19 protein-coding genes are annotated in these 19266 nt (G+C 73.4%); 9 read left to right on the top strand and 10 right to left on the bottom strand.

The window, feature by feature from the left end:
* Nucleotides 1–144: 144 nt before the first annotated feature.
* From JOD48_RS19225 to JOD48_RS19205, 5 genes are all read left to right on the top strand, one after another.
* Nucleotides 145–1995, top strand: coding sequence for an FAD-dependent oxidoreductase (locus tag JOD48_RS19225; RefSeq protein WP_204810179.1), 1851 nt, complete (start codon nucleotides 145–147; stop codon nucleotides 1993–1995).
* On the top strand, nucleotides 1992–2423 hold the full coding sequence (locus tag JOD48_RS19220; RefSeq protein ID WP_204810177.1) for a 4Fe-4S dicluster domain-containing protein: 432 nt from the start codon (nucleotides 1992–1994) through the stop codon (nucleotides 2421–2423). The genes JOD48_RS19225 and JOD48_RS19220 overlap by 4 nt, the downstream gene beginning before the upstream one ends.
* A gap of 51 nt (nucleotides 2424–2474) precedes the next feature.
* Complete coding sequence (locus JOD48_RS19215; RefSeq protein ID WP_204810175.1) at nucleotides 2475–3482, top strand: ABC transporter substrate-binding protein; 1008 nt, start codon at nucleotides 2475–2477, stop codon at nucleotides 3480–3482.
* Nucleotides 3483–3553: 71 nt separating this feature from the next.
* The gene (locus tag JOD48_RS19810; protein WP_204810173.1) at nucleotides 3554–4384 is read left to right on the top strand and encodes an ABC transporter permease; all 831 of its coding nucleotides are present in this window, start codon (nucleotides 3554–3556) and stop codon (nucleotides 4382–4384) included.
* A complete protein-coding gene (locus tag JOD48_RS19205) occupies nucleotides 4381–5121 on the top strand; it encodes an ABC transporter ATP-binding protein (protein WP_204810170.1) in 741 nt (246 codons plus the stop codon). Before JOD48_RS19810 ends, JOD48_RS19205 begins: the two co-directional genes overlap by 4 nt.
* A gap of 113 nt (nucleotides 5122–5234) precedes the next feature.
* Here JOD48_RS19205 and JOD48_RS19200 read toward each other — a convergent pair whose 3' ends face one another.
* Together JOD48_RS19200 and JOD48_RS19195 are read right to left on the bottom strand one after the other, a co-directional pair.
* Entirely contained in the window at nucleotides 5235–6176 is a 942-nt protein-coding gene (locus JOD48_RS19200; RefSeq protein ID WP_191790067.1) for a carbohydrate kinase family protein, read from the bottom strand.
* A gap of 76 nt (nucleotides 6177–6252) precedes the next feature.
* Nucleotides 6253–7308, bottom strand: a complete 1056-nt coding sequence (locus JOD48_RS19195; RefSeq protein WP_191790068.1) for a 5'-3' exonuclease — start codon at nucleotides 7306–7308, stop codon at nucleotides 6253–6255.
* Between the two features lie 270 nt (nucleotides 7309–7578).
* Here JOD48_RS19195 and JOD48_RS19190 point away from each other — a divergent pair, with 270 nt between their 5' ends.
* On the top strand, nucleotides 7579–8634 hold the full coding sequence (locus JOD48_RS19190; protein ID WP_191790069.1) for a 2,3-butanediol dehydrogenase: 1056 nt from the start codon (nucleotides 7579–7581) through the stop codon (nucleotides 8632–8634).
* 152 nt (nucleotides 8635–8786) lie between these two features.
* Here JOD48_RS19190 and JOD48_RS20280 read toward each other — a convergent pair whose 3' ends face one another.
* The 8 genes from JOD48_RS20280 to JOD48_RS19150 form a co-directional block, all read right to left on the bottom strand.
* On the bottom strand, nucleotides 8787–9455 hold the full coding sequence (locus JOD48_RS20280; RefSeq protein WP_307824273.1) for a response regulator: 669 nt from the start codon (nucleotides 9453–9455) through the stop codon (nucleotides 8787–8789).
* Nucleotides 9452–11458, bottom strand: coding sequence for a sensor histidine kinase (locus JOD48_RS20275; RefSeq protein ID WP_307824272.1), 2007 nt, complete (start codon nucleotides 11456–11458; stop codon nucleotides 9452–9454). The genes JOD48_RS20280 and JOD48_RS20275 overlap by 4 nt, the downstream gene beginning before the upstream one ends.
* A 184-nt stretch (nucleotides 11459–11642) precedes the next feature.
* Nucleotides 11643–12335, bottom strand: coding sequence for a hypothetical protein (locus tag JOD48_RS19175; RefSeq protein ID WP_191790070.1), 693 nt, complete (start codon nucleotides 12333–12335; stop codon nucleotides 11643–11645).
* A 141-nt stretch (nucleotides 12336–12476) separates the two neighbouring features.
* The gene (locus JOD48_RS19170; protein ID WP_191790071.1) at nucleotides 12477–12908 is read right to left on the bottom strand and encodes a universal stress protein; all 432 of its coding nucleotides are present in this window, start codon (nucleotides 12906–12908) and stop codon (nucleotides 12477–12479) included.
* An 88-nt stretch (nucleotides 12909–12996) separates the two neighbouring features.
* Complete coding sequence (locus JOD48_RS19165) at nucleotides 12997–13527, bottom strand: GNAT family N-acetyltransferase (protein WP_204810168.1); 531 nt, start codon at nucleotides 13525–13527, stop codon at nucleotides 12997–12999.
* A 22-nt stretch (nucleotides 13528–13549) separates the two neighbouring features.
* The gene (locus tag JOD48_RS19160) at nucleotides 13550–14941 is read right to left on the bottom strand and encodes a DUF1254 domain-containing protein (RefSeq protein ID WP_204810166.1); all 1392 of its coding nucleotides are present in this window, start codon (nucleotides 14939–14941) and stop codon (nucleotides 13550–13552) included.
* A 152-nt stretch (nucleotides 14942–15093) separates the two neighbouring features.
* On the bottom strand, nucleotides 15094–16392 hold the full coding sequence (locus JOD48_RS19155; protein WP_225226859.1) for an AI-2E family transporter: 1299 nt from the start codon (nucleotides 16390–16392) through the stop codon (nucleotides 15094–15096).
* Between the two features lie 67 nt (nucleotides 16393–16459).
* Nucleotides 16460–17686, bottom strand: a complete 1227-nt coding sequence (locus JOD48_RS19150) for a cation:proton antiporter (protein WP_204810164.1) — start codon at nucleotides 17684–17686, stop codon at nucleotides 16460–16462.
* Nucleotides 17687–17837: 151 nt separating this feature from the next.
* Here JOD48_RS19150 and JOD48_RS19145 point away from each other — a divergent pair, with 151 nt between their 5' ends.
* The 3 genes from JOD48_RS19145 (at nucleotide 17838) to JOD48_RS19135 (ending at nucleotide 19208) form a co-directional block, all read left to right on the top strand.
* A complete protein-coding gene (locus JOD48_RS19145; protein ID WP_191790077.1) occupies nucleotides 17838–18257 on the top strand; it encodes a DUF7144 family membrane protein in 420 nt (139 codons plus the stop codon).
* Nucleotides 18258–18344: 87 nt separating this feature from the next.
* Nucleotides 18345–18779, top strand: coding sequence for a DUF6325 family protein (locus tag JOD48_RS19140; protein WP_191790078.1), 435 nt, complete (start codon nucleotides 18345–18347; stop codon nucleotides 18777–18779).
* A gap of 81 nt (nucleotides 18780–18860) precedes the next feature.
* Complete coding sequence (locus tag JOD48_RS19135) at nucleotides 18861–19208, top strand: SHOCT domain-containing protein (protein WP_204810154.1); 348 nt, start codon at nucleotides 18861–18863, stop codon at nucleotides 19206–19208.
* Nucleotides 19209–19266: the final 58 nt, after the last annotated feature.

Below are 19266 nucleotides of genomic sequence, written 5' to 3'. Positions count from 1 at the left end.
CGACGCACCGCGCGCTCCGCGCCATCGCGCCGGGCTGTTGCTGTCGACCCGTCTGACCCGACGAGACAGCCTCCCCCGCGCCGACCCCACCGGCGTCCCTGTGCACCCGCGACCAGGTCGCGGCCCCCCGGAAAGCGACCCCTCATGGTTGTGCCCTCTGCCTCCCCCCGCTCTCCTTCGGTCTCCCGCGCCTCCGCGGGTCCCGGAGCACACCGACGCACGCACCGTGCCCCCCGACCTGCCCTCGTCGAGGACTCCGCAGAGCACCTGCTCCTGCACGCCGACGTCCTCGTGATCGGCGGCGGCCCGGCCGCGACCTGGTCCGCGATCGCCGCGACCGAGCAGGGCGCGAGCGTCGTCCTGGTCGACAAGGGCTACTGCGGCACGAGCGGTGTCGCGGCGACGGCCGGCGTCGGGCACTGGCTCGTCCCGCCGGACGCCGAGCGCCGCGACGAGGAGATCACGCCGCGCGAGCAGCAGGGCGGGTACCTCACCGACCGTGACTGGACCAACGACGTCCTCGACGAGGCCTGGTACCGCACCGCGCTCATCGAGGGCTGGGGGTACGAGCGCACGCGCCGCTCGCGCCCCGCAGGCACCGGCGCCCGCGGCGGAGCCGGCGGCCCCGCCCCGGTCGCGAACCCCTTCGCGCGCCGCCCCGGCGAGCGGTCGTTCTCCGGCTCGTCCCCGGACTACCTGCGCTTCCTGCGCGGCAAGGTCAAGAAGAACGGCGTCACGGTCCTCGACCACAGCCCCGCGCTCGAGCTCCTGGTCGACGGCGCGGGCGTCGTCTCGGGCGCCCAGGGCTACCAGCGCCAGACCGGGCGCGCGTGGCGGGTGGCGAGCGGTGCCGTCGTGCTCGCGACGGGCGGGACCACCTGGAAGTCGCACTCCCTGGGCGGCGACGTCAACACGGGCGAGGGCCACCTGATGGCCGCCGAGGTGGGCGCGCACCTGTCGAGCATGGAGTTCTCCAACTTCTACGGCATGGTCCCGTTCGGCACCTCGATGGACAAGAACGGCTTCTTCGTCACGGCCTCCTACTGGGACCACGAGGGCGTCCCCATCGCCTACGAGAACCTGCACAAGAGTCGCGCCGAGCTGCTCGGCGCGTCGCTGCGCGGCACGATCACGGCCCAGTTCACCCAGTTCCCGCCCGAGGTCCGCCCGACCCTGCGCGCCGCCATGCCGAACTTCTTCATGGTCACGGACAAGCTGGGCGTCGACCCGTTCACCGAGCGCTTCCCCATGGACTGGGTCCAGGAGGGCACGGTGCGCGGCACGGGCGGGGTCCACGTGCTCGACCGTGACGCGTGGACCGGCGTCCCCGGGCTGTACGCGGCGGGCGACGTCGCGGCGCGAGACCGCGTGGTCGGCGCGGCGACCGGCGCGGGCGGCCCGAACCTGGCGTGGGCCGTGGCGTCCGGCACGTGGTCGGGCCGGGCGGCGTCCGCCTTGGCCGCGGACCGCGACCCGTCGTCCCGCGGGCAGCGCCTCGACCCCACGGGCACGCTCGGTCTCCGGCCCGACGGCGGCGCGCACCGCCTGCGTTCGGCCCCGGCCAGGGAGGGGGCGTGGCGCGAGATCACCGCCGCGGTCCGTGACGAGATGCTGCCCATCGACAAGTCGGCCTTCCGCCACCACCACGGCCTCGTGCGTTCCCTCGACACGCTCGACGAGCTGTGGGACCGCGCGGGGACCGAGCTCGTGCCGTCGGACGTGCGCGGCGCCGACGCGATCCGCACGCGCGAGACCGCGGGCATGCTCGCGATGGCCCGCTGGGCCGACCGGACCGCGCTCCACCGCACCGAGACCCGTGGCATGCACACGCGCACCGACTTCCCCGACACCGACCCCCAGCAGACCCGCCGTCTGCTCACGGGCGGGCTGCGCGACCTGTGGGTGCTGCCGGACCCGGAGCCGCCCGTGACCGGCGACGCCGGGGCGCCGTACGCCGCTCCCACCCCACCGACCCGGACCGAGGAGGCGTCATGATCGAGATCCTGAACGCCGCGCGCTGCACGTCGTGCGACATCTGCGTGCGGATCTGCCCGACCAACGTCTTCGAGCCCGCCGCCGACGGCGGCGTGCCGACCATCGCACGGCACTCCGACTGCCAGACCTGCTTCCAGTGCGAGGCGTACTGCCCCGAGGACGCGATCTTCGTGTCCCCGTCGCGCACGCCCGAACCCGCAGGCTCGCCGTTCCTCGACGAGGCCGACCTGCTCGACCGCGACCTCCTGGGCCTGTACCGGGACCGGGTCGGGTGGCGGCGGGCTCCGCGAGGCCAGGGCGACCCCGGGGAAACGCGCGCCACCAACGACCCCCGCGCAGGGGAGCCGGGCGCGGTCCTCGCGTCCGACGTCGACTACCACCGCGCGGCCGTGCTCGCCCCGGGCCGCACCCTCCGGTCCCGTCCCTGACGAGACCCCGCACCACGACAGCATCCCGACCACCCTCCAAGGAGCCCCCTCATGAGCCGGAACCGCACCTTCGCCGCCCTGGCGTCGCTCGTCCTCGTCACCGCGCTCGCGGCGTGCTCGACGTCGGAGGCCGCGACGCCGTCGGGCGACGGGTCGGACGCAGCCGTCGAGCTCACGTCCCTGACCACGGGCGGCCCCTGGAACGGCGTCGCGGGCAAGACGCCCGTGGCGACCGGGCCGTTCGGGTACGCGGTCGAGACCGGGATCGCCGACGCGATCCTCGCCGAGCACGGCTTCGAGTACGAGGGCTTCGTCGGGTTCAACAACGGGCCGCCCGTGGTCCAGGCCCTCCAGACGGGCGACATCCAGGTCGGTTTCATCGGCGACACCCCGGCCACGCAGGCCAAGGCGAGCGGCCTCGACGTCCCCGCGCTCGTCATCGCCAAGCCGTCCTCCGACATCTGGTTCCTCACCAAGACCGGTGGCGTGACGACCATCGACCAGCTCGCGGGCAAGAAGGTCGGGCTCCAGTTCGGCTCCAACTTCGACAAGTACGGCCGCGCGGTCCTCGAGCGCGCCGGAGTCCTGGGCGACGTCGAGCTCGTCAACCTCCTGTTCGCCGACGCCCTGCCCGCGCTCCAGCGCGGCGACATCGACGCCGTGCCCGTCCCCGCGACCACGGCCGGGATCTGGCGCCTGCAGAACGACTTCCCGGTCCTGTCCAAGGCGAGCGTCGACGACCCCGACCTGCTCGCGACGAGCGTCTCGCTCACCTCGCGCGAGACCTACGAGGCGAACCCCGAGCTCGCCGCGGCGGTCTGGGAGGTCACCGAGGCCGGCGTCGCCAAGATCGAGGCCGACCACGACGCGTACGCCCAGTGGGTCTTCGATGCCACGGGCTCACCCGTCGAGGTCGTCAAGGAGGCCGAGCTCTGGCAGTACGGCACCCAGGCGATCGACCCCGACGGGCTGGCGACCGTGCAGTCGACCCTCGACTTCCTCGTCAGCTCCGGCGCCGCCCCGAAGGCGTTCGACGTCAGCACGTGGGGCGTCGAGTGACCGCCGGCACGACGACGTCGCGCGCCCCCGCGGAGGCGCCCCCGGTCGCTGCAGCGACAGCCGCCGCTACGGTGCCGGCCACCGCCACGGGTGCGGCCGGGGCGCGGAGGGGCGCGACGTCGTCGGGCAGGCGGAAGCGCTCGCCGCGCGACGTGCTGCTGCGCGCCTCGGTGCCCACCGCGATCCTCGCGCTCTGGTTCCTGGGCTCGGCGCAAGGGTGGATCGACGAGAAGCAGTTCCCCGCCCCCTGGCAGGTCGCCGACGCGTTCGTCGAGCTCGTCTCCACGGGCGTGCTGTGGGAGAACCTGTCGGTGTCGCTCGGGCGCGTGGCCGTGGGCTTCGCGATCGGCGGACTGCTGGGGCTCACGCTCGGCGTCGTCGCGGGGCTGTTCCGCCTGGGCGACCAGCTCCTCGACCCCACGCTCCAGATGCTGCGGACGATCCCGTTCCTCGCGATCGCGCCGCTGCTCATCCTCTGGTTCGGGATCGACGAACGACCCAAGATCATCATCATCGCGGCCGCTGCGCTGTTCCCGCTCTACCTCAACACCCACAGCGGCGTGCGCAACGTCGACCGCAAGATCCTCGAGGCGGGCAAGGTGTTCGGGCTGCGGGGGCTGGGGCTCGTACGGCACGTGATCCTGCCCGAAGCCATCCCGTCGGTCCTCGTCGGCCTGCGGGTGTCCCTGTCGGTGTCGCTGCTCGCGCTGATCGTCGCGGAGATGTCCAACGCGCCGCGCGGCATCGGGTTCCTCATGGTCTCCGCGCAGCAGTACTTCCAGATGGACGTGCTCGTCGTGTGCGTCCTGATCTACGCGGTGTGGGGGCTGTCGGTCGACCTGGTCGTGCGGCTCCTCGAACGCGTCCTGCTGCCCTACAAGCGACTCGGGAGAAAGCCATGAGCGCACCGACCGTGCCGGACCTCGCCTCACCGACCGTCCGGGTCGAGAACGTCGGGAAGTCGTACGGCGACCGGACCATCCTCTCCGACTTCTCCCTGACGCTGCGTCCGGGCGAGTTCGTCGCGCTGCTCGGCGCCAGCGGCTCCGGCAAGACGACGCTGCTGCGCATCCTCGCCGGGCTCGAGGAGCACGACACCGGGACCGTCGAGGCCCCCGCCGAGCGGACCGTCGTGTTCCAGGAGCCGCGGCTCGTGGCGTCCAAGCGCGTCGGGTCCAACGTGATCCTCGGGCAGCGTTCCACGCGCGACCGGCGCGCGGCCGCCTCGGCAGCACTCGTGGAGGTCGGCCTCGGCGGGCGCGAGGCCGCGTGGCCCACGACCCTGTCCGGGGGCGAGGCGCAGCGCGTCGCGCTCGCCCGGGCGCTCGTGCGCAACCCCCGGCTGCTGCTGCTCGACGAGCCGTTCGCGGCGCTCGACGCCTTGACCCGCATCAGGATGCAGGCCCTCGTGGCCGAGCTGTGTCACGAGCACCAGCCCGCGGTGCTGCTCGTGACACACGACGTCGACGAGGCGATCCTGCTCGCCGACCGCGTGGCCGTGCTCCAGGACGGGAAGGTCGGGGTCGAGCTCGAGGTGCCGTTCGACCGGCCGCGACGCCGCGGGGTGCCGGGGTTCGGGGACTTCCGGCGGCGGCTGCTGCTCGAGCTGGGGGTCGAGGAGGCGATCGGGGCGGCGTGACGGTGACGCGTGTGCCCGCCGAGGGTGACCGGTTGGGCCGCCGCGGGTGACCACCCGTGCCCGCCGAGGGTGACCGTCGGCGGGCAGGTACGTCACCGTCGGCGGGCACGACCTCAGCTCGTGAGCTCGTCCCGTCGCGGCGGGTTCGCACCCGCGCGCGAGACCGTGATCGCGGCGGCCGCGACGCATCGTTCGAGCACCGCGGCCAGCACGTCGAGGTCGACGGCCCGGAGCGCGTCGCGCCGGTCGCCGCCCAGGAGATCCCGGTCCCACAGCCCGTCGATGAGCGCCCCCATGAAGGTATCGCCCGCGCCCACGGTGTCCACGACCTCGACCCGCGGTGCCGCGACCCGGACCTCGCCCGCCGCGCACACCGCGACGGCCCCCTCGCCGCCGAACGTCACGACGACGACCGCTGGTCCGCGATCTGCGCCGGAGACCCCTGCCCACCGGTGCGCGACCTCCACGGGGTCGGTGCCCGGGTAGAGCCACTCGACGTCCTCGTCGCTGACCTTGACCACGTCCGCAGCGGAGACGAGAGGTTCGATCCGGGTGAGCGCGGCCTCGGGGGTGCCCATGAGGCTGGGTCGGGCGTTCGGGTCGTAGGTGATGGTCGCGTGCTCGCGCGCGGCGAGGACGAGGTCGTGGACCGCGGTCGCACCGGGTTCGAGGACCGCAGCGATCGACCCGGTGTGGACGGCGAGCGTCGAGCCGGTCGCCCGGGTGCCGGGGGCCAGGTCCCACGTGATCGCGAAGTCGTACGTCGCGGCCCCCGACCCGTCGAGGACCGCGCGCGCGACGCTCGTGGCGGCTGCGCCGTCGGACCCGGGGGTGAGGGCGACGCCCGAGTCGGCGAGCCAGTCGCGGATCGTGTCGCCGTGCTCGTCGCGGCCGAGGTGGGCCGCGAGCCGGACGTCGCGCCCGAGGCGGCCGAGGGTCAGCGCGACGTTCGCGGGGCTGCCGCCGGGGTGCTCGGCGGTCGTGCCGTCGGCACGTCGGACCTCGTCGACGAGCGCCTCGCCGACGACGAGGACGTGCGGGGCGTGAGAGGGCATCAGGGCTCCAGGCCGGTCGGGGGCGGCGTCACCGTACGATCCTGCACCGATGACAGCGGTGTCAACCATGGAGAGCTCACCGCACCGACGCGAACGCCTCCAGGACCCGGTCCACGCTCGACCGCAGCCCCCACCGCGCGGCGAGCTCGTCGAGAGCCGCAGCGTCCGCGGGGGCGGACGGGACGCCGTCGGGCACCGGGGGGACGGGCGCGTCGCGCGCGACCTGGACCACGAGCGGCGCGACGGCCAGGTAGTCCGCGGCCTCGGTGAGCCGGCGCCGCTGCGTGGGGCTCAGGCCCTTGTCGCCCTCGTCGCGCGCGCGCAGGATGCCCGCGAGGTCGCCGTACCGGGCCAGCAGGCCCGCCGCGGTCTTCTCCCCGATGCCCGCGACGCCCGGCAGGCCGTCGCTCGGGTCGCCGCGCAGCGCGGCCATGTCCGCGTACGCCTGGCCCGACGACACGCCGTAGCGCTCGGCCAGGCGCTCGACGTCCACGACGTCGAGCTTCTTGAGGCCGCGCGCGGTGTACAGGACGCGCACGGGCACGTCGTCGTCGACGAGCTGGAACAGGTCGCGGTCGCCCGTGACGACCTCGACCGGCCCACCGTCGGGTGACGCGGGCCCGACGGCGCCGCCCGCCCCGGGCTCCCCGCCCGCCTCGCGCACGACGCGCCGCCGGACCGACTCGCGCTCGACGAGCGTGCCGATCACGTCGTCCGCCTCGTAGCCGGGGCACCCGACCCGCGCGACGCCGAGGGCCGCGAGGACGTCGACGATGATCGGGACCTGTGCGGTCAGGGCCTCGGGCACCTCCTCGATGCCCGTGGTGCCGGGGACCTCGGTCGCGACGCGGTGGGCCTTGTAGGACGGGATGGCGTCGACGCGGAACGCGGGCCGCCAGTCGTCGTCCCAGCAGGCCACGAGGCGCGCGGGCCGGCGCTCGGCCACGAGCACCGCGATGGTGTCGAGGAAGCCGCGCACCGCGTTGACGGGCGTGCCGTCCGGGGCCTTGACCGAGTCCGGGACGCCGAAGAACGCGCGGAAGTACTGCGACGCGGAGTCGAGGAGCAGCAGGCCGCCGCTGCCGGGGAGCTGGGTGTCGCGCAGGGGAGCGGGCGTCGCCGGGTCCGTCATGGTCCCCAACGTACCGGCGGCCTCCCACGCCAGCCGCTCGGGCGGTACGCCGCTTCCGCGCGTCGCCGCCCGGACGGTGCGTCGCCGGCCCGCGCACCGCCTCGATCTGACGCCCTGACGAGGGCCATGTCACATCCGATTCGGGACCTTTGGCGGGGTTTTCGCGCAGGTCACGTGCCTATGGTGGCAAGTGCCCCGGGCACCTGGGCGGCCCGAACGACGCCGCCTGTCAGGAACCCAGCGACCAACGAGAGAAGGCGTGGCGAGGACATGAAGGCTGCACGTTTCCACGGACGACAAGACATCCGCATCGAGGAGGTCCCGGCCCCCGAGCTGCGCCCCGGCGCGGTCGCGATCGACATCGCGTGGTGCGGGATCTGCGGTTCCGACCTGCACGAGTACCTCGAAGGCCCCATCTTCATCCCCGCGGCGGGCCACCCCCACCCGCTCTCGCACGAGGAGATGCCCGTCACGATGGGGCACGAGTTCTCCGGGACCGTGACCGCGCTGGGCGAGGGCGTCGACGACCTGACGATCGGCGAGTCGGTCGTCGTCGAGCCCTACTTCGTGTGCGGCGAGTGCGCGCAGTGCGAGGCCGGCAACTACCACCTGTGCGTCAAGATGGGCTTCATCGGCCTGGCCGGTGGTGGTGGCGGCCTCTCGGAGAAGGTCGTCGTCGACCGACGCTGGGTCCACCCCGTGGGCGACATCCCGCTCGACCAGGCCGCGCTCATCGAGCCCCTGTCGGTCGGGCACCACGCGGTCGTGCGCTCGGGCGCCAAGGCCGGAGACGTCGCGCTCGTCGGCGGTGCGGGCCCCATCGGGCTGCTCACGGCAGCGGTCCTCAAGGCCCAGGGCGTCACGGTCATCATGTCCGAGGTCTCCGAGGCCCGGAAGACCAAGGCCCGTGAGACGGGCGTCGCCGACCACGTCGTCGACCCCACGCAGGACAACCTCATCTCCCGCGTCCGCGAGATCACGGGCGGCAAGGGCGTCGACGTGGCCTTCGAGTGCACGAGCGTCAACGCGGTCCTCGACCAGCTCTTCGACGCGGTCCGCCCCGCGGGAGTGATCGTGGTCGTGTCGATCTGGGGCAAGCCCGCGGCGGTCGACATGCACAAGCTCGTCCTCAAGGAGATCGACCTGCGCGGCACGATCGCCTACGTGCGCGACCACGCCGAGACGATCAGGCTCGTCCAGGAGGGCAAGGTCGACCTCGCGCCCTTCATCACGGCGAAGATCCCGCTCGAGGACCTCGTGAGCAAGGGCTTCGACACCCTGGTCCGCCGTAACGAGACCGCGGTGAAGATCCTCGTCCACCCGTGACGGGTCCCGGCCTGACGCCGGGGCTCACCTTCGACGCGGAAGGTGCGCTCCGCCGTCGGGCCGGCTTCTCGGAGCGTTGAGTGCATGATTGCGCTGCGACACGCCCGGCGAGTCGCAGCCGAATCACGCACTCGACGGGGGAGGCCACCGGCTCAGCGGGGCGACGTCGCCCGGTCCGGGACCAGGCCCGCCTCCCGGGCCGCCACGATCGCCGCGGCCCGGTCACGCAGCGACAGCTTCGCGAGCACGCCCGCGACGTAGTTGCGGACCGTCTTGGTGCTCAGGGTCAGCCGCCGCGAGATCGCGGTGTTGTCGAGCCCCGCGGCGACGAGCGCGAGCACCTCGCGCTCGCGGTCGGTGAGCTGCGGGAACGGCACCGCAGCCCGCGACCCGCCGCCGAGCACGTTCGCCACGGCCCGCGCCACGACCCCCGGCGCCAGGATCAGCTCGCCGTTCGCCACGGCCCGCACGGCCCGCTCGACCTCGTGCGGCGACGCGGACTTCACGAGGTACCCGCGGGCCCCGGCGCGCAGGCAGGCGGCGACGGAGTCGTCGTCCTCGTGCATCGTCATGACGAGGACCGGCACGTCCGGCCGGGAACGCACCAGGTCCCGCGTGAGCTCGACGCCCGACCCGTCGCCCAGGTCGAGGTCCATGACGACGAGGTCCAGGTCGTCGGGAGCGCCCAGGACGTCACGCGCCTCCGCGGCGCTCGCGGCCTGCGCCACGACGCGGACGCCCTCGAGCGAGTCGAGCAGCGCCGCCATCCCGATGCGGAACACGGGATGGTCGTCGACGAGGGCCACGCGGATGAGGCTCACAGCACGACCTTCCGGGGGAGGACGGCCCGCACGCGCGTTCCCGGTGCGAGCGAGGTGATGTCCAGCGTCCCACCCAGCTCCTCGGCGCGCTCCCGCATGGACCGCGTCCCGACGCCGGTGCGCGCGTCCTGCCCGACGCCGGAGCCCGCGTCGTCGCACGTCACGACCAGGTGCGTCCACCCGTCGAGCGTCCCGGGCAGGCCCGGCGGGTGGGCGGAGACCTCGATGCGGCAGCCCGCGGCCCCGCTGTGCCGGGACGCGTTGATGACGGCCTCGCTCGCGATCGCGTAGGCCGCGGCGGCGACGCGCGTGTCGAGGTCGTCCCACGGCCCGCACAGCAGCTCGACCGCGAAGCCGTTCGCGTCGTGGTGGTCGGCGAGGTCGTGCAGCGCGGCCTCGAGCCCGGCCTCGTCGAGCGCGGGCGGCAGCAGGCTGCGCGAGAGCGTGCGCACGTCCCCGACCCGCTGCTCGACCTCGCGTTGGAGCGCCTCGAGCACGGAGGCCGCTGCGGCCGGGTCGGTCGCGAGGGTGTTGCGCGCGCCCTGCAGCCCGAGCCGCAGCCCGCTCAACCACGGCCCGACGCCGTCGTGCAGCTCGCGGCGGACGAGTCGCCGTTCGGCCAGGCGCGCCCGGGTCACGGCGTCCTTGGCCTGTTCGAGGTCGCGCGCGCCGCTCGCGAGCGCGAGGCCCGCGGCCACGACGGGCGCGAGCTGGGCGAGCGCGTCCCGGGTCCGGGTGTCGAGGCGCTCGCCAGCGCGGGGGGTGACGGTGAGGTCCCCGAGGACCCGGCCGCCGTGCTCGACCGGCACGTGCGTGACGTGCGTGCTCGTCGGGCGACCCCAGGTCGCCTCGACGGTCGGGGCAGGTCCGCCGCTCGTGAGCGTGACCGACTCCAGCTTGAGCGACTCGCCCGTCGAGGCGACGAGCCCGTGCAGCAGCTCCTCGGCCGTCGCCGCGACACCGAGCTGGCGGCCCATGCGCAGCACGGCCCGCCCGGGGTCGGTCGTCTCGCCGTAGACCAGGGCGCGCACGCGTCGCCGGAGCCACGTGCGGGCGGGCTGGACCGCGAGCACGACCCCGACGGCCGCGAGGACCTGGGCGAGCGGCCGGCTGCCGACGAGCGCGGTCACCGTGACCACGAGCGCGACGTAGACCGCGACCAGGGCGAGCGTCAGGAGGGCGCCGATCGTGGCGCGGCTCAGCGCGAGGTCGAGCCCCCACAGCCGGTTGCGCAGGACCGAGACGAGCAGCGCCGCGGGGAACAGCGCCTGGCACGCGAGATGGGTCAGGGGCAGCGCGAGGATCACGTCGGGCGAGCTCCACGTCCCGAGCAGCGGGAGGAACGACAGGGCCATGACCGCCGTGCCGAGGGCCAGGAGGCCCAGGCCGCGACGTTCCTCGGGCGGTCCGTGCCGGTGGCGCCACCACGTCGCGGCCGCGGTCACGAGACCCATGACGACGACGCCGAGGATGGCCGGGCGCGGGTCGTCGACCGGGGCGAGCAGGAAGAACAGGATCGACCCGGCGCCGCCCGCGACCCCCAGCCAGGCACCCGGCGACAACGGCCGGTCGCGGACGAACCACGGCACGAGCACGAACAGCCCGACCGTCCCCGGCACCCACGCGAGCCCGTACGCCGCGGCGAGCGGTTCGAGCGGTGGCAGGCCGGGGTGCGTGCTCGCGAAGCTCCGCCAGCCCCCGCCCAGCGCGGCCAGCCCGCCGCCGATGCCCGCGATCGAGACGAGCCACCCGACGACGTGCCGTCGCCGCGACAGGATGATCGCACCCACCGAGCCGTACACGAGCGCCACCATGGCGTCGACGACGACGAACAGCAGGTCGCCGAGCAGCACGTCCACGCCCGACGTGAGCTGCAGGACGAGCGCCGAGACGCCGAGGAACCACGAGGCGATGGCGATGGCGAGGGCGGTCCGGGGCAGCCCGCCGGGCGCGACGGGGTCGCCGGAGGACTCCGGTGGCTCGTCCCCTGCGACAGCGCCCACAGCGCCACCGTAGGGCGCACGACCACCCGGACGACAGAGGTCGGGAGCGATTCCACCCCCACGTGGTGCGGCACGGTCACGACCGGCCCCGCCCCTGGAGACAGGAGCGGGACCGGTCGCGCGGCCCGAGGCGGGCCCTGGGGGTGGTGACAGGTCCACGGTGTGGGCTTCGCCGTCGGGCGGGTCAGCGACGGTCGCCCAGCGCGAAGCCGAGCGCCGCGACCGTGAGCCACAGCGGACCCACGAAGCCCGCCATGTACTGCAGCGGCGAGACGCCCACGAGCAGCGTGATCCCGCCCAGCAGCAGGCTCACGACGCCGATCCACCGCGGCGCGGCGCCGTGCCGCAGCGAGGCCACCGCGACCGCGACCGCGGTCAGTCCGGCGCCGACCCACAGCCACGGGATCGTCGCGGTCCAGTCGGCGTAGAACGCGCCCGACTCGGGGACGATCTTGTCGAGCTCGGCGAACCCGAACATGAACTGGGTGTCGAGCCCCGATCCCATGAGCGCCGCGACCGACGTCAGGACCAGGCCCGAGCCGGCGACCGTCGGCAGGAGGCTGCCCGCCGGGGCCTGGACGTCGAGGCGACGCTTGAGACCCGCCGCGAAGATCAGGACGAGGACCGCGACCAGGACGGTCGCGGTGTGGAAGACGAGGAGCGTGGACGTCTTGCCCGCGAGGTCGGCGACGACCGCGTCGGCGTCACCTGCGGTCTGCTCCCAGTTCGCGCCGAGCGCCATCGAGGCCTGGATCGAGACGATGCCCAGGACGCCGGCCGCGACGCCGGTCCACGCCCAGGCGCGGGAGGCGCGGGCGGGATGCCCGTGGGCGAGGTCGGTGCCGGGCGTGACGGAGGTTGTCGGTCGTGCGGTCATGGTGGACCCCTGCGTGTCGTGGGGCCGGGCCCGGGCGGGCGGCGGCCGTGGGTGGTTGACACGAGGAGCGTGGGGCGGGACGTGTCCCGGGCGGCAGGGGCGGATGTCCCGGGAGGCCGGGCGGTTCTCTCGGGCGGGCGGTCAGTCCTCGTCCGGCTCGCCCTCGGAGGGCGCGGGCAGCACGGGCAGCACGACGACGGGCCGGTGCTGCAGGTGCGACAGCCTGCCCGCGACCGAGCCGCCCAGGGCTTCGTTGCGCCACCCGTCGGCGCCCGCACGGTGCGCGCCGACCACGACGATCGCGGCGTCGTGGCTCACCGCGGCCTCGTCGAGCTGGCGCGCGACGTCGCCGTCACCCGCCACGACGAGGGTCCAGCCGACGCCCGTGCCGTGCAGCGCACCGTCGAGCTCGGCCTTGAGCCGCTGCTCCGCGCGGCCGTCGTCGGGCACCGGTCCGACGTCCACCCACACGCACACGATGGCCGTCCCCAGGGCGTGCGCGAAACCGGCGGCGCGCTGCACGATGTCCGGGTGCTGGCCCGGGTGCACTCCGACGAGCAGGGGTCGGATCATCTGTCCATCGTGCCACGGGCGTGCGGGATGCGTCGGGGGAGCCGCCCGACGGCGTCGCACGCCCCGGGCGGGAGCCTCGCCCGGGGAGTCAGCCCAGCGAGCGCTGGAGCAGCACGGTGTCGAGCCAGCGGCCGTGCTTGAGACCGACCCGTTCCAGCCGCCCGACCTGCCGGAAGCCCAGCTTCTCGTGCAGCACCACGGACGCGGGGGAGTCGGCGTCGCTCACGACCGCGACGAGCTCGCGCACCCCCGCCTGCGCGGCAGCGGCCAGGAGGGCGGTCGGGAGCGTCCGGCCCAGGCCGCGTCCCTCGCGGCCGGGGGCGAGGTAGATGGTGTCCTCGCCCGTCGCCGCGTAGGCGGGGCGCTCGCGCCAGGAGCCCACGTACGCGAACCCGGCGACGTCGTCGGGCAGGCCGGGGGCGCCCGGCACGGTGACGACCAGGAACGGGCGGCCCGCCTCCCGCAGCGACTCCCACCGCTCCTCCCACCCCGCGAGGGGGAGCGGTTCGGTCTGGAACGTCGAGACCGTGTGCAGGACGTAGTGCGCCGCGATCTCCGCGACCACGGGCAGGTCGTCGCGGGACGCGGGACGGACGGTCACGGCAAGGGCGTCGGTCATCCGGGCACCCTAGCGCCGCCGGTCACACGGGGGTGATGTCGCCCAGCTTCCAGCTGCGGTCGAAGTAGGACTCGAGCGGGCCGTAGAACCGGAAGTAGGAGAACCAGTGCTTGCCCGGGACGGTCTGCACCCAGTTCGACTCGCCGCTCGGCGGTGGCGTGGGACCGAAGTGCAGGGTGACGGAGCCGTCGTCGTCCGGGACGAGGTCCGCGTCCCGCGAGCCACGGTCGCCGCGCTGCTGCTCGTTGTCGATCAGGCAGCGGGTCGCGGCGTCGTAGACCGTCGCGGACCAGAACAGCTTGGCGGGGACCTTCGCGGGCACGTGCAGGGTGTAGTGGCGCGCGCCGTCGAGCCACTCGCCGTCGGCGCCCGTGTACGCGCTGAGGTACGCCTGTCCGAGCCCGGGGGTGTGGCTCTTCATGGCCGCGGAGAAGCTCACGGCCTCGTAGAACCACGACGCGCGCTCCAGGAGCTCGTCGTAGAACGGCGCTCGCTGGTCGGAGGTCGAGAGCGCGATCGTCAGGTCCCACCGGCGGTCCTCCCAGTACCGAGAGCCGGCGAAGCGCTTGTCGAACGAGTTGGCCTGCGCGATGAGCTCACCGGCCGCCGCTCCCTCCTCGAGGATCGCGCGGAGGCGGGCGTCGGGCTCGAACGGTCGCTCCTTCTCGATCCCGAGCTGCTTGAGCATCGCGAGGTAGAAGCGGTCGCGCTCGTCGACGACCTCGTTCTGGTAGACGTCGTGCAGGCGCTCCCAGAACTCCAGCCCCGTGGGCTGGTCGCCCGACCACGGGCGCCCGTCCGGCGAGACGACCCGGGTCGCGGGCGGGTCCTCGCGCAGCGCGAACGGGTAGATCCGCACGGCCTCGACCAGGGCTCGTGCCCGTGCGTGGTCCGGGTCGAGGGTGCGGAAGCCGAACATGACGTTGACGCCCGTCGAGCGCAGGACGATGTGGTCCTCGGCCCCGGCCGGGACGTCGTGCCCGGGCGGGAGGACCAGGTGCTTGCCGCCCTGGTCTCCCGTGGGCCCCATCTCTCCCATGACGCCGAACTCCCGCTGCCAGAAGTCCGAGACCCCGCCCGCCGTGGGGCCGGCGGGGAGCTCGATGACGAGCGGACCCGTCTGCGACAGGTCGAAGAAGTTGAGGATGTACGGCGTGGTCGCGTTCGCCGTGATGAGGCCCAGCCGGTCGCGGTAGGTCACGTAGTGGACCAGGTCGGAGCCCGTCGCCCCGAACACCTCGTAGTGGACCTTCCTCCACTGCGCGTACGACACGATCGGCAACGCCCACAGGTACGCCTGGGTCGCGAGCTGGCGGTCCAGCTCGTCGAAGACCAGCGGCAGGTCCTCACGTCGTGGGAGCTCGCCGTCCCGGCGGACGGACCCGAGACGACCTGGAAGCTCGTGGTGCGACATCTGCTCTCCTCGACCTCGTGCACGGACCCGGCGGACGTCCGCGGGGCTTGACCTCTCGGCCACGATGGCACGGGGCCGGGACGTGCGCGCGGGCACGAGGCCGGTGCCTCGTCGCCGGGGGCCGGGCGCCGGGGACGGCTGCGGTGCGGGCGCTACTCGATGCCGTCGGCGTGGCGCTCGTCGACGGTCTTCGCGGCGTCGCGGCCGGCCTTGCGGTTCGCCCGACGGCGTCGCGCGACCCCGCCGTCCTTCTCGCCCGGGTCGTCGTCGGGGTCGTCGTCCTTCTCGTGGCCCGGGTCGTGCAGCATGTGCGAGTCCACCAGCTCGTGCCGCTGGATGTACGTGTTCGCGACGGCCTGGATGGTCGCGGCGATCGGGAGCGACAGGAACGCGCCGAGCGCACCGAACACCGCCCCGAAGGCGAGCACGACCACGAATGACACCGCAGGGTTCATCTCGAGGGCCCGCGCCGAGACCTTGGGCGAGAAGTACAGGTTCTCGAGCTGCTGGTAGGCGACGATGAAGATGAGGACCGCGAGGGCCTGCGGGAGCCCCTGCGAGGTCAGTGCCACGATCACGGGCAGCGCGCCGCCGATGTACGTACCGATCGTCGGCACGAACTGCGACACGACGCCGACGAACACCGACAGCGGCAGGGCGTAGTCCGTGCCGAGGATCAGCAGGAAGACGAACGTGAAGACGCTCGACAGTGCCGCGAGGACGATGCGGGAGTTGATGAAGTCGGAGACCTTGACCTGCGTGATCTCCCACAGGCGCAGGACCTCCTGCTGGCGGTTCGGCGTGAGCCAGCGGCAGATCGCGACGCGGAACTTGGGGCCCGCCGCGAGCAGGTAGTACGTCACGAGCATGATCGTCAGGAACGCGAAGATCACGCCCACGATCGTCGTCCCCACGACCAGGGCACCGGACGCGACGTCCTCGCCGAACTCGTTGAAGCCCTGCTTGAGGAGCTCGTCGGAGCTCGGTATGTCGACGTCGAACCTCGTCGAGAGGAACTCCTGGATGTCGGTGTAGAGGGCAGGGATCGACTGGACGAGCTGGACGAGCTGCTGCACGAACAGGTTGCCGAAGAGAGCGAAGATGCCGACGACCACCACGAGCCCGCCCAGCAGCGCCGTCGCCGCAGCCGCACCGCGCCGCCACCCGTGCCGGACCAGCCACACCACGATCGGCTCGAGCGCGAGGGCGATGAAGAACGCGATGAGGATGTTGACGCCGAGGCTCTCCAGGGTGCCGATCGCGTACCAGGCGAAGATCCCGACGAAGACCGCGACGACGGTCATGAAGAGAGCGCGCGGCAGCCAGCGGGGTGGCTTGCGCGGGTCGTCGGGGGAGAGGGCCAGGAAGTCTCGGGGCCGGTCGGGGTCGGTGACCGGGGCGGCCGACGCCCCAGGGGCCGGCTCCGGAGTGGTGCTCGCGTCGCTCGTCATGGGGCGAACGTAGCGAACGCGTGCGTGCGCGTGGTGCGCCCACGCCGTCGGGCGGGAAGGTCCGGCGTCAGCCGGGCGCGCGTTCCTCCGCGACCGGGACACCGTCGTCGTCGAGGTCCTCCGGGCCGGCTGAGCGCACGCCCAGGCGCGCCGCGACCCACGGCCCCGTGAGGCCGTACACGACCGCCGTCAGGAGGATCACCCCGAAGACCACGGGGACGAGCTGCTCGAACGGTTGGCCGTCGTCCTCGAAGCGCAGGGCGAAGACCGACGCGGTCGACGCCGCGACGATCCCGCGCGGCGCCATCCAGCCGACCATGACGCGTTCTCGGCTCGTCAGGACGCTGCCCGTCGTCGCGATCGACGCGACGAGCGGGCGCAGGACCAGGACGAGGAGCGCGACGATCCCGAGCGTCGGCAGGGCGTACGCCACGAGGGCGTCGAGGTCGACCCGTGCCGAGAGCAGGATGAAGAGCGTCCCGATGAGCAGCAGGCCGACGTGGCTGCCGAACTCGTGCAGCGGCTCGATGCGCGCCCAGCGCTGGTTCGCGAGCACGATGCCCAGCGTCGTGGTCGCGAACAGGCCGGCCTCCTCGTGGAACGCCTCGGCCACGGCGTACGTCGCGAGCGCCGTGGCGAACGCGAGCGACACCTCGGTCGCGGCCGGCACCCTGCCCCACCGGACCGCCGCGACGTAGACCGCCGCGGCGACGGCCCCCGTGAGCACCCCGGAGAGCGCGGTCGCGCCCAGGTGCTCGGGGGCCGCGTGGAGCGCGATGTTGGCCATCGCGAGCGCGACCGTCGCGCCGATCGGGTCGATGAAGATGCCCTCGAACGCGAGCACCGACTCGAGCGGCTGCTTGGGCCGGATCACCGCGAGCAGCGGCCCGACGACGGTCGGACCCGACACGATGAGGATGGCCCCGATCACCGCGGCCCGGGAGAACGGGAGGTCGAGCACCCACCAGCAGATCAGCGTCGCCCCGACCCCCGTCAGGACCGCGCCGAGCGTCACGAGCAGCGCGACCGGTCGCCGCGCCCCGCCCTGGAGCCGTTTCATGTCGAGCTTGAGCGACTCCTCGAACAGCAGGAGACCGACCGCCATCGACACGAGCGGGAACAGCTCGTCGCCCAGCAGGACGTCGGGGTCGACCAGCCCCGACACCGGACCGGCCAGCAGCCCCAGCACGAGCAGCAGCAGGATCGAGGGCACCTTGAGCGCCTTGGCAGCGACCTGACCCACGACCCCGAGCACGACGACCAGCGCGATCCCGCCCGTGAACCCGAGTTCCATGGACCCATAGTGGTGGTGGACGGCCGTCCGCGCAGCGGATGCCGACGCGGGAGTCCGGTGCCACGATCAGGGGGAGCGAGACTTCCGGGGTGACGCCGGGCCGGTCACGGCCAGGACGACGTCACCCGTTCTACGCGTGCGAGGAGGCACCATGGCACGGTCGTCACAGGTCACGGGATGGGTCGGCTGGGTGTGGTTCGCGGGCATCGTCCTGGTCACGCTCGGGCTGTTCAACGCGATCAGCGGCATGGTCGCCGCGTTCTCCCCCGAGAAGCTCGTCGGGCTGGGGGAGCAGGGCATCGTGGTGCTCGACGTGTCGACGTGGGGATGGGTCCACCTGGTCGTCGGGGTGCTCCTCGTGATCGTCGGCTTCGCGCTCCTCGCGGGGCGCGGCTGGGCACGGCTCGTCGCGATCGTGCTCGTCGTGCTCAACGTGCTGACCCAGTTCGTCGCGCTCCCGGCGAGCCCGTGGTGGTCCGTCGTCACGATCGTGCTCGGGATCTTCGTGCTGTGGGCGCTCGTCGTGCACGGTGACGAGGCCGAGCGGGCGTCGCAGTCGTCGCTGCCGTGACGACGGCCTGACCGTCACCCGTCCGCCCTCCCGAGACCAGCACCCACGCTTCCCGCACGCGCAACCCCGAAGAACGGAGCACCACTCATGGCCACGACACAGTTCGGTCCGGTCGAGTTCGTCGCGATCGCCTTCCCCTCCGAACGGGTCCCCGACGCGGTGAAGATCGCGATCGCCGACCTCCTCGGGTCCGACGTCGTCCGGCTCCTCGACCTCACCGTCATCCGCAAGGGGGTCGGGGGCGAGATCGACGTGGTCGAGGTCGAGGACCTCGGCGACGAGCTCGACATCACCGAGACCCAGCTCGGCAGCTCGGGTCTCGCGGGGCAGGAGGACATCGACGACGTCGCATCGAACCTCGAGCCCGGGACGTCCGCCCTCGTCCTGATCGTCGAGCACTCCTGGGCACGGCAGTTCGTCGGTGCCGTGCACGACGCCGGGGCAGCGGTGATCGCGCAGGAACGCATCCCCGCCGACGTCGTCAACGAGATCGTCGAGCTCGCCGAGACCGAGGTCGGCTGAACCCTGACCACCCTGACCACCCCTGACGGGCTGACGGGGGACCACCGCCGCACAGACATCGCACGAGAAACGGAGCACACCATGCCACTACGACGCGTCGGACGCCCAGGTCTGCTGGGCACCATGGCCCGTACCGCCGTCATCGCCGGGACGGCTTCCGCCACGGCCGGAGCCGTGAACCGGCACCAGCAGAGCAAGGCCGAGCAGCAGGCCGAGCAGCAGCAGTACGCGGCGCAGCAGCAGGCTCAGCAGCAGCAGCTCTACGCGCAGCAGGCCGCGGCTGCCCAGGCGGCACAGGCCGCGCCGACGGCACCTGCTGCGGGTGGGAACGACCTCCTGGCCCAGATCGAGCAGCTCGGCCAGCTCCACGCGAGCGGTGTCCTCAGCGACGCCGAGTTCGTGGCCGCCAAGGCCAAGCTGCTCGGCTGACGCAACGACGCCCCCATACCCCCGTATCAACCCACGAACCCGACCCACCCGCTCATGA

The sequence above is a fragment of the Oerskovia paurometabola genome, assembly GCF_016907365.1.
In the GTDB taxonomy this organism is placed as follows: Bacteria; Actinomycetota; Actinomycetes; order Actinomycetales; family Cellulomonadaceae; genus Oerskovia; species Oerskovia paurometabola.
The sequence above is the reverse complement of the archived record's forward strand: the minus strand, read 5'-3'. Positions and strand labels throughout refer to the sequence as shown.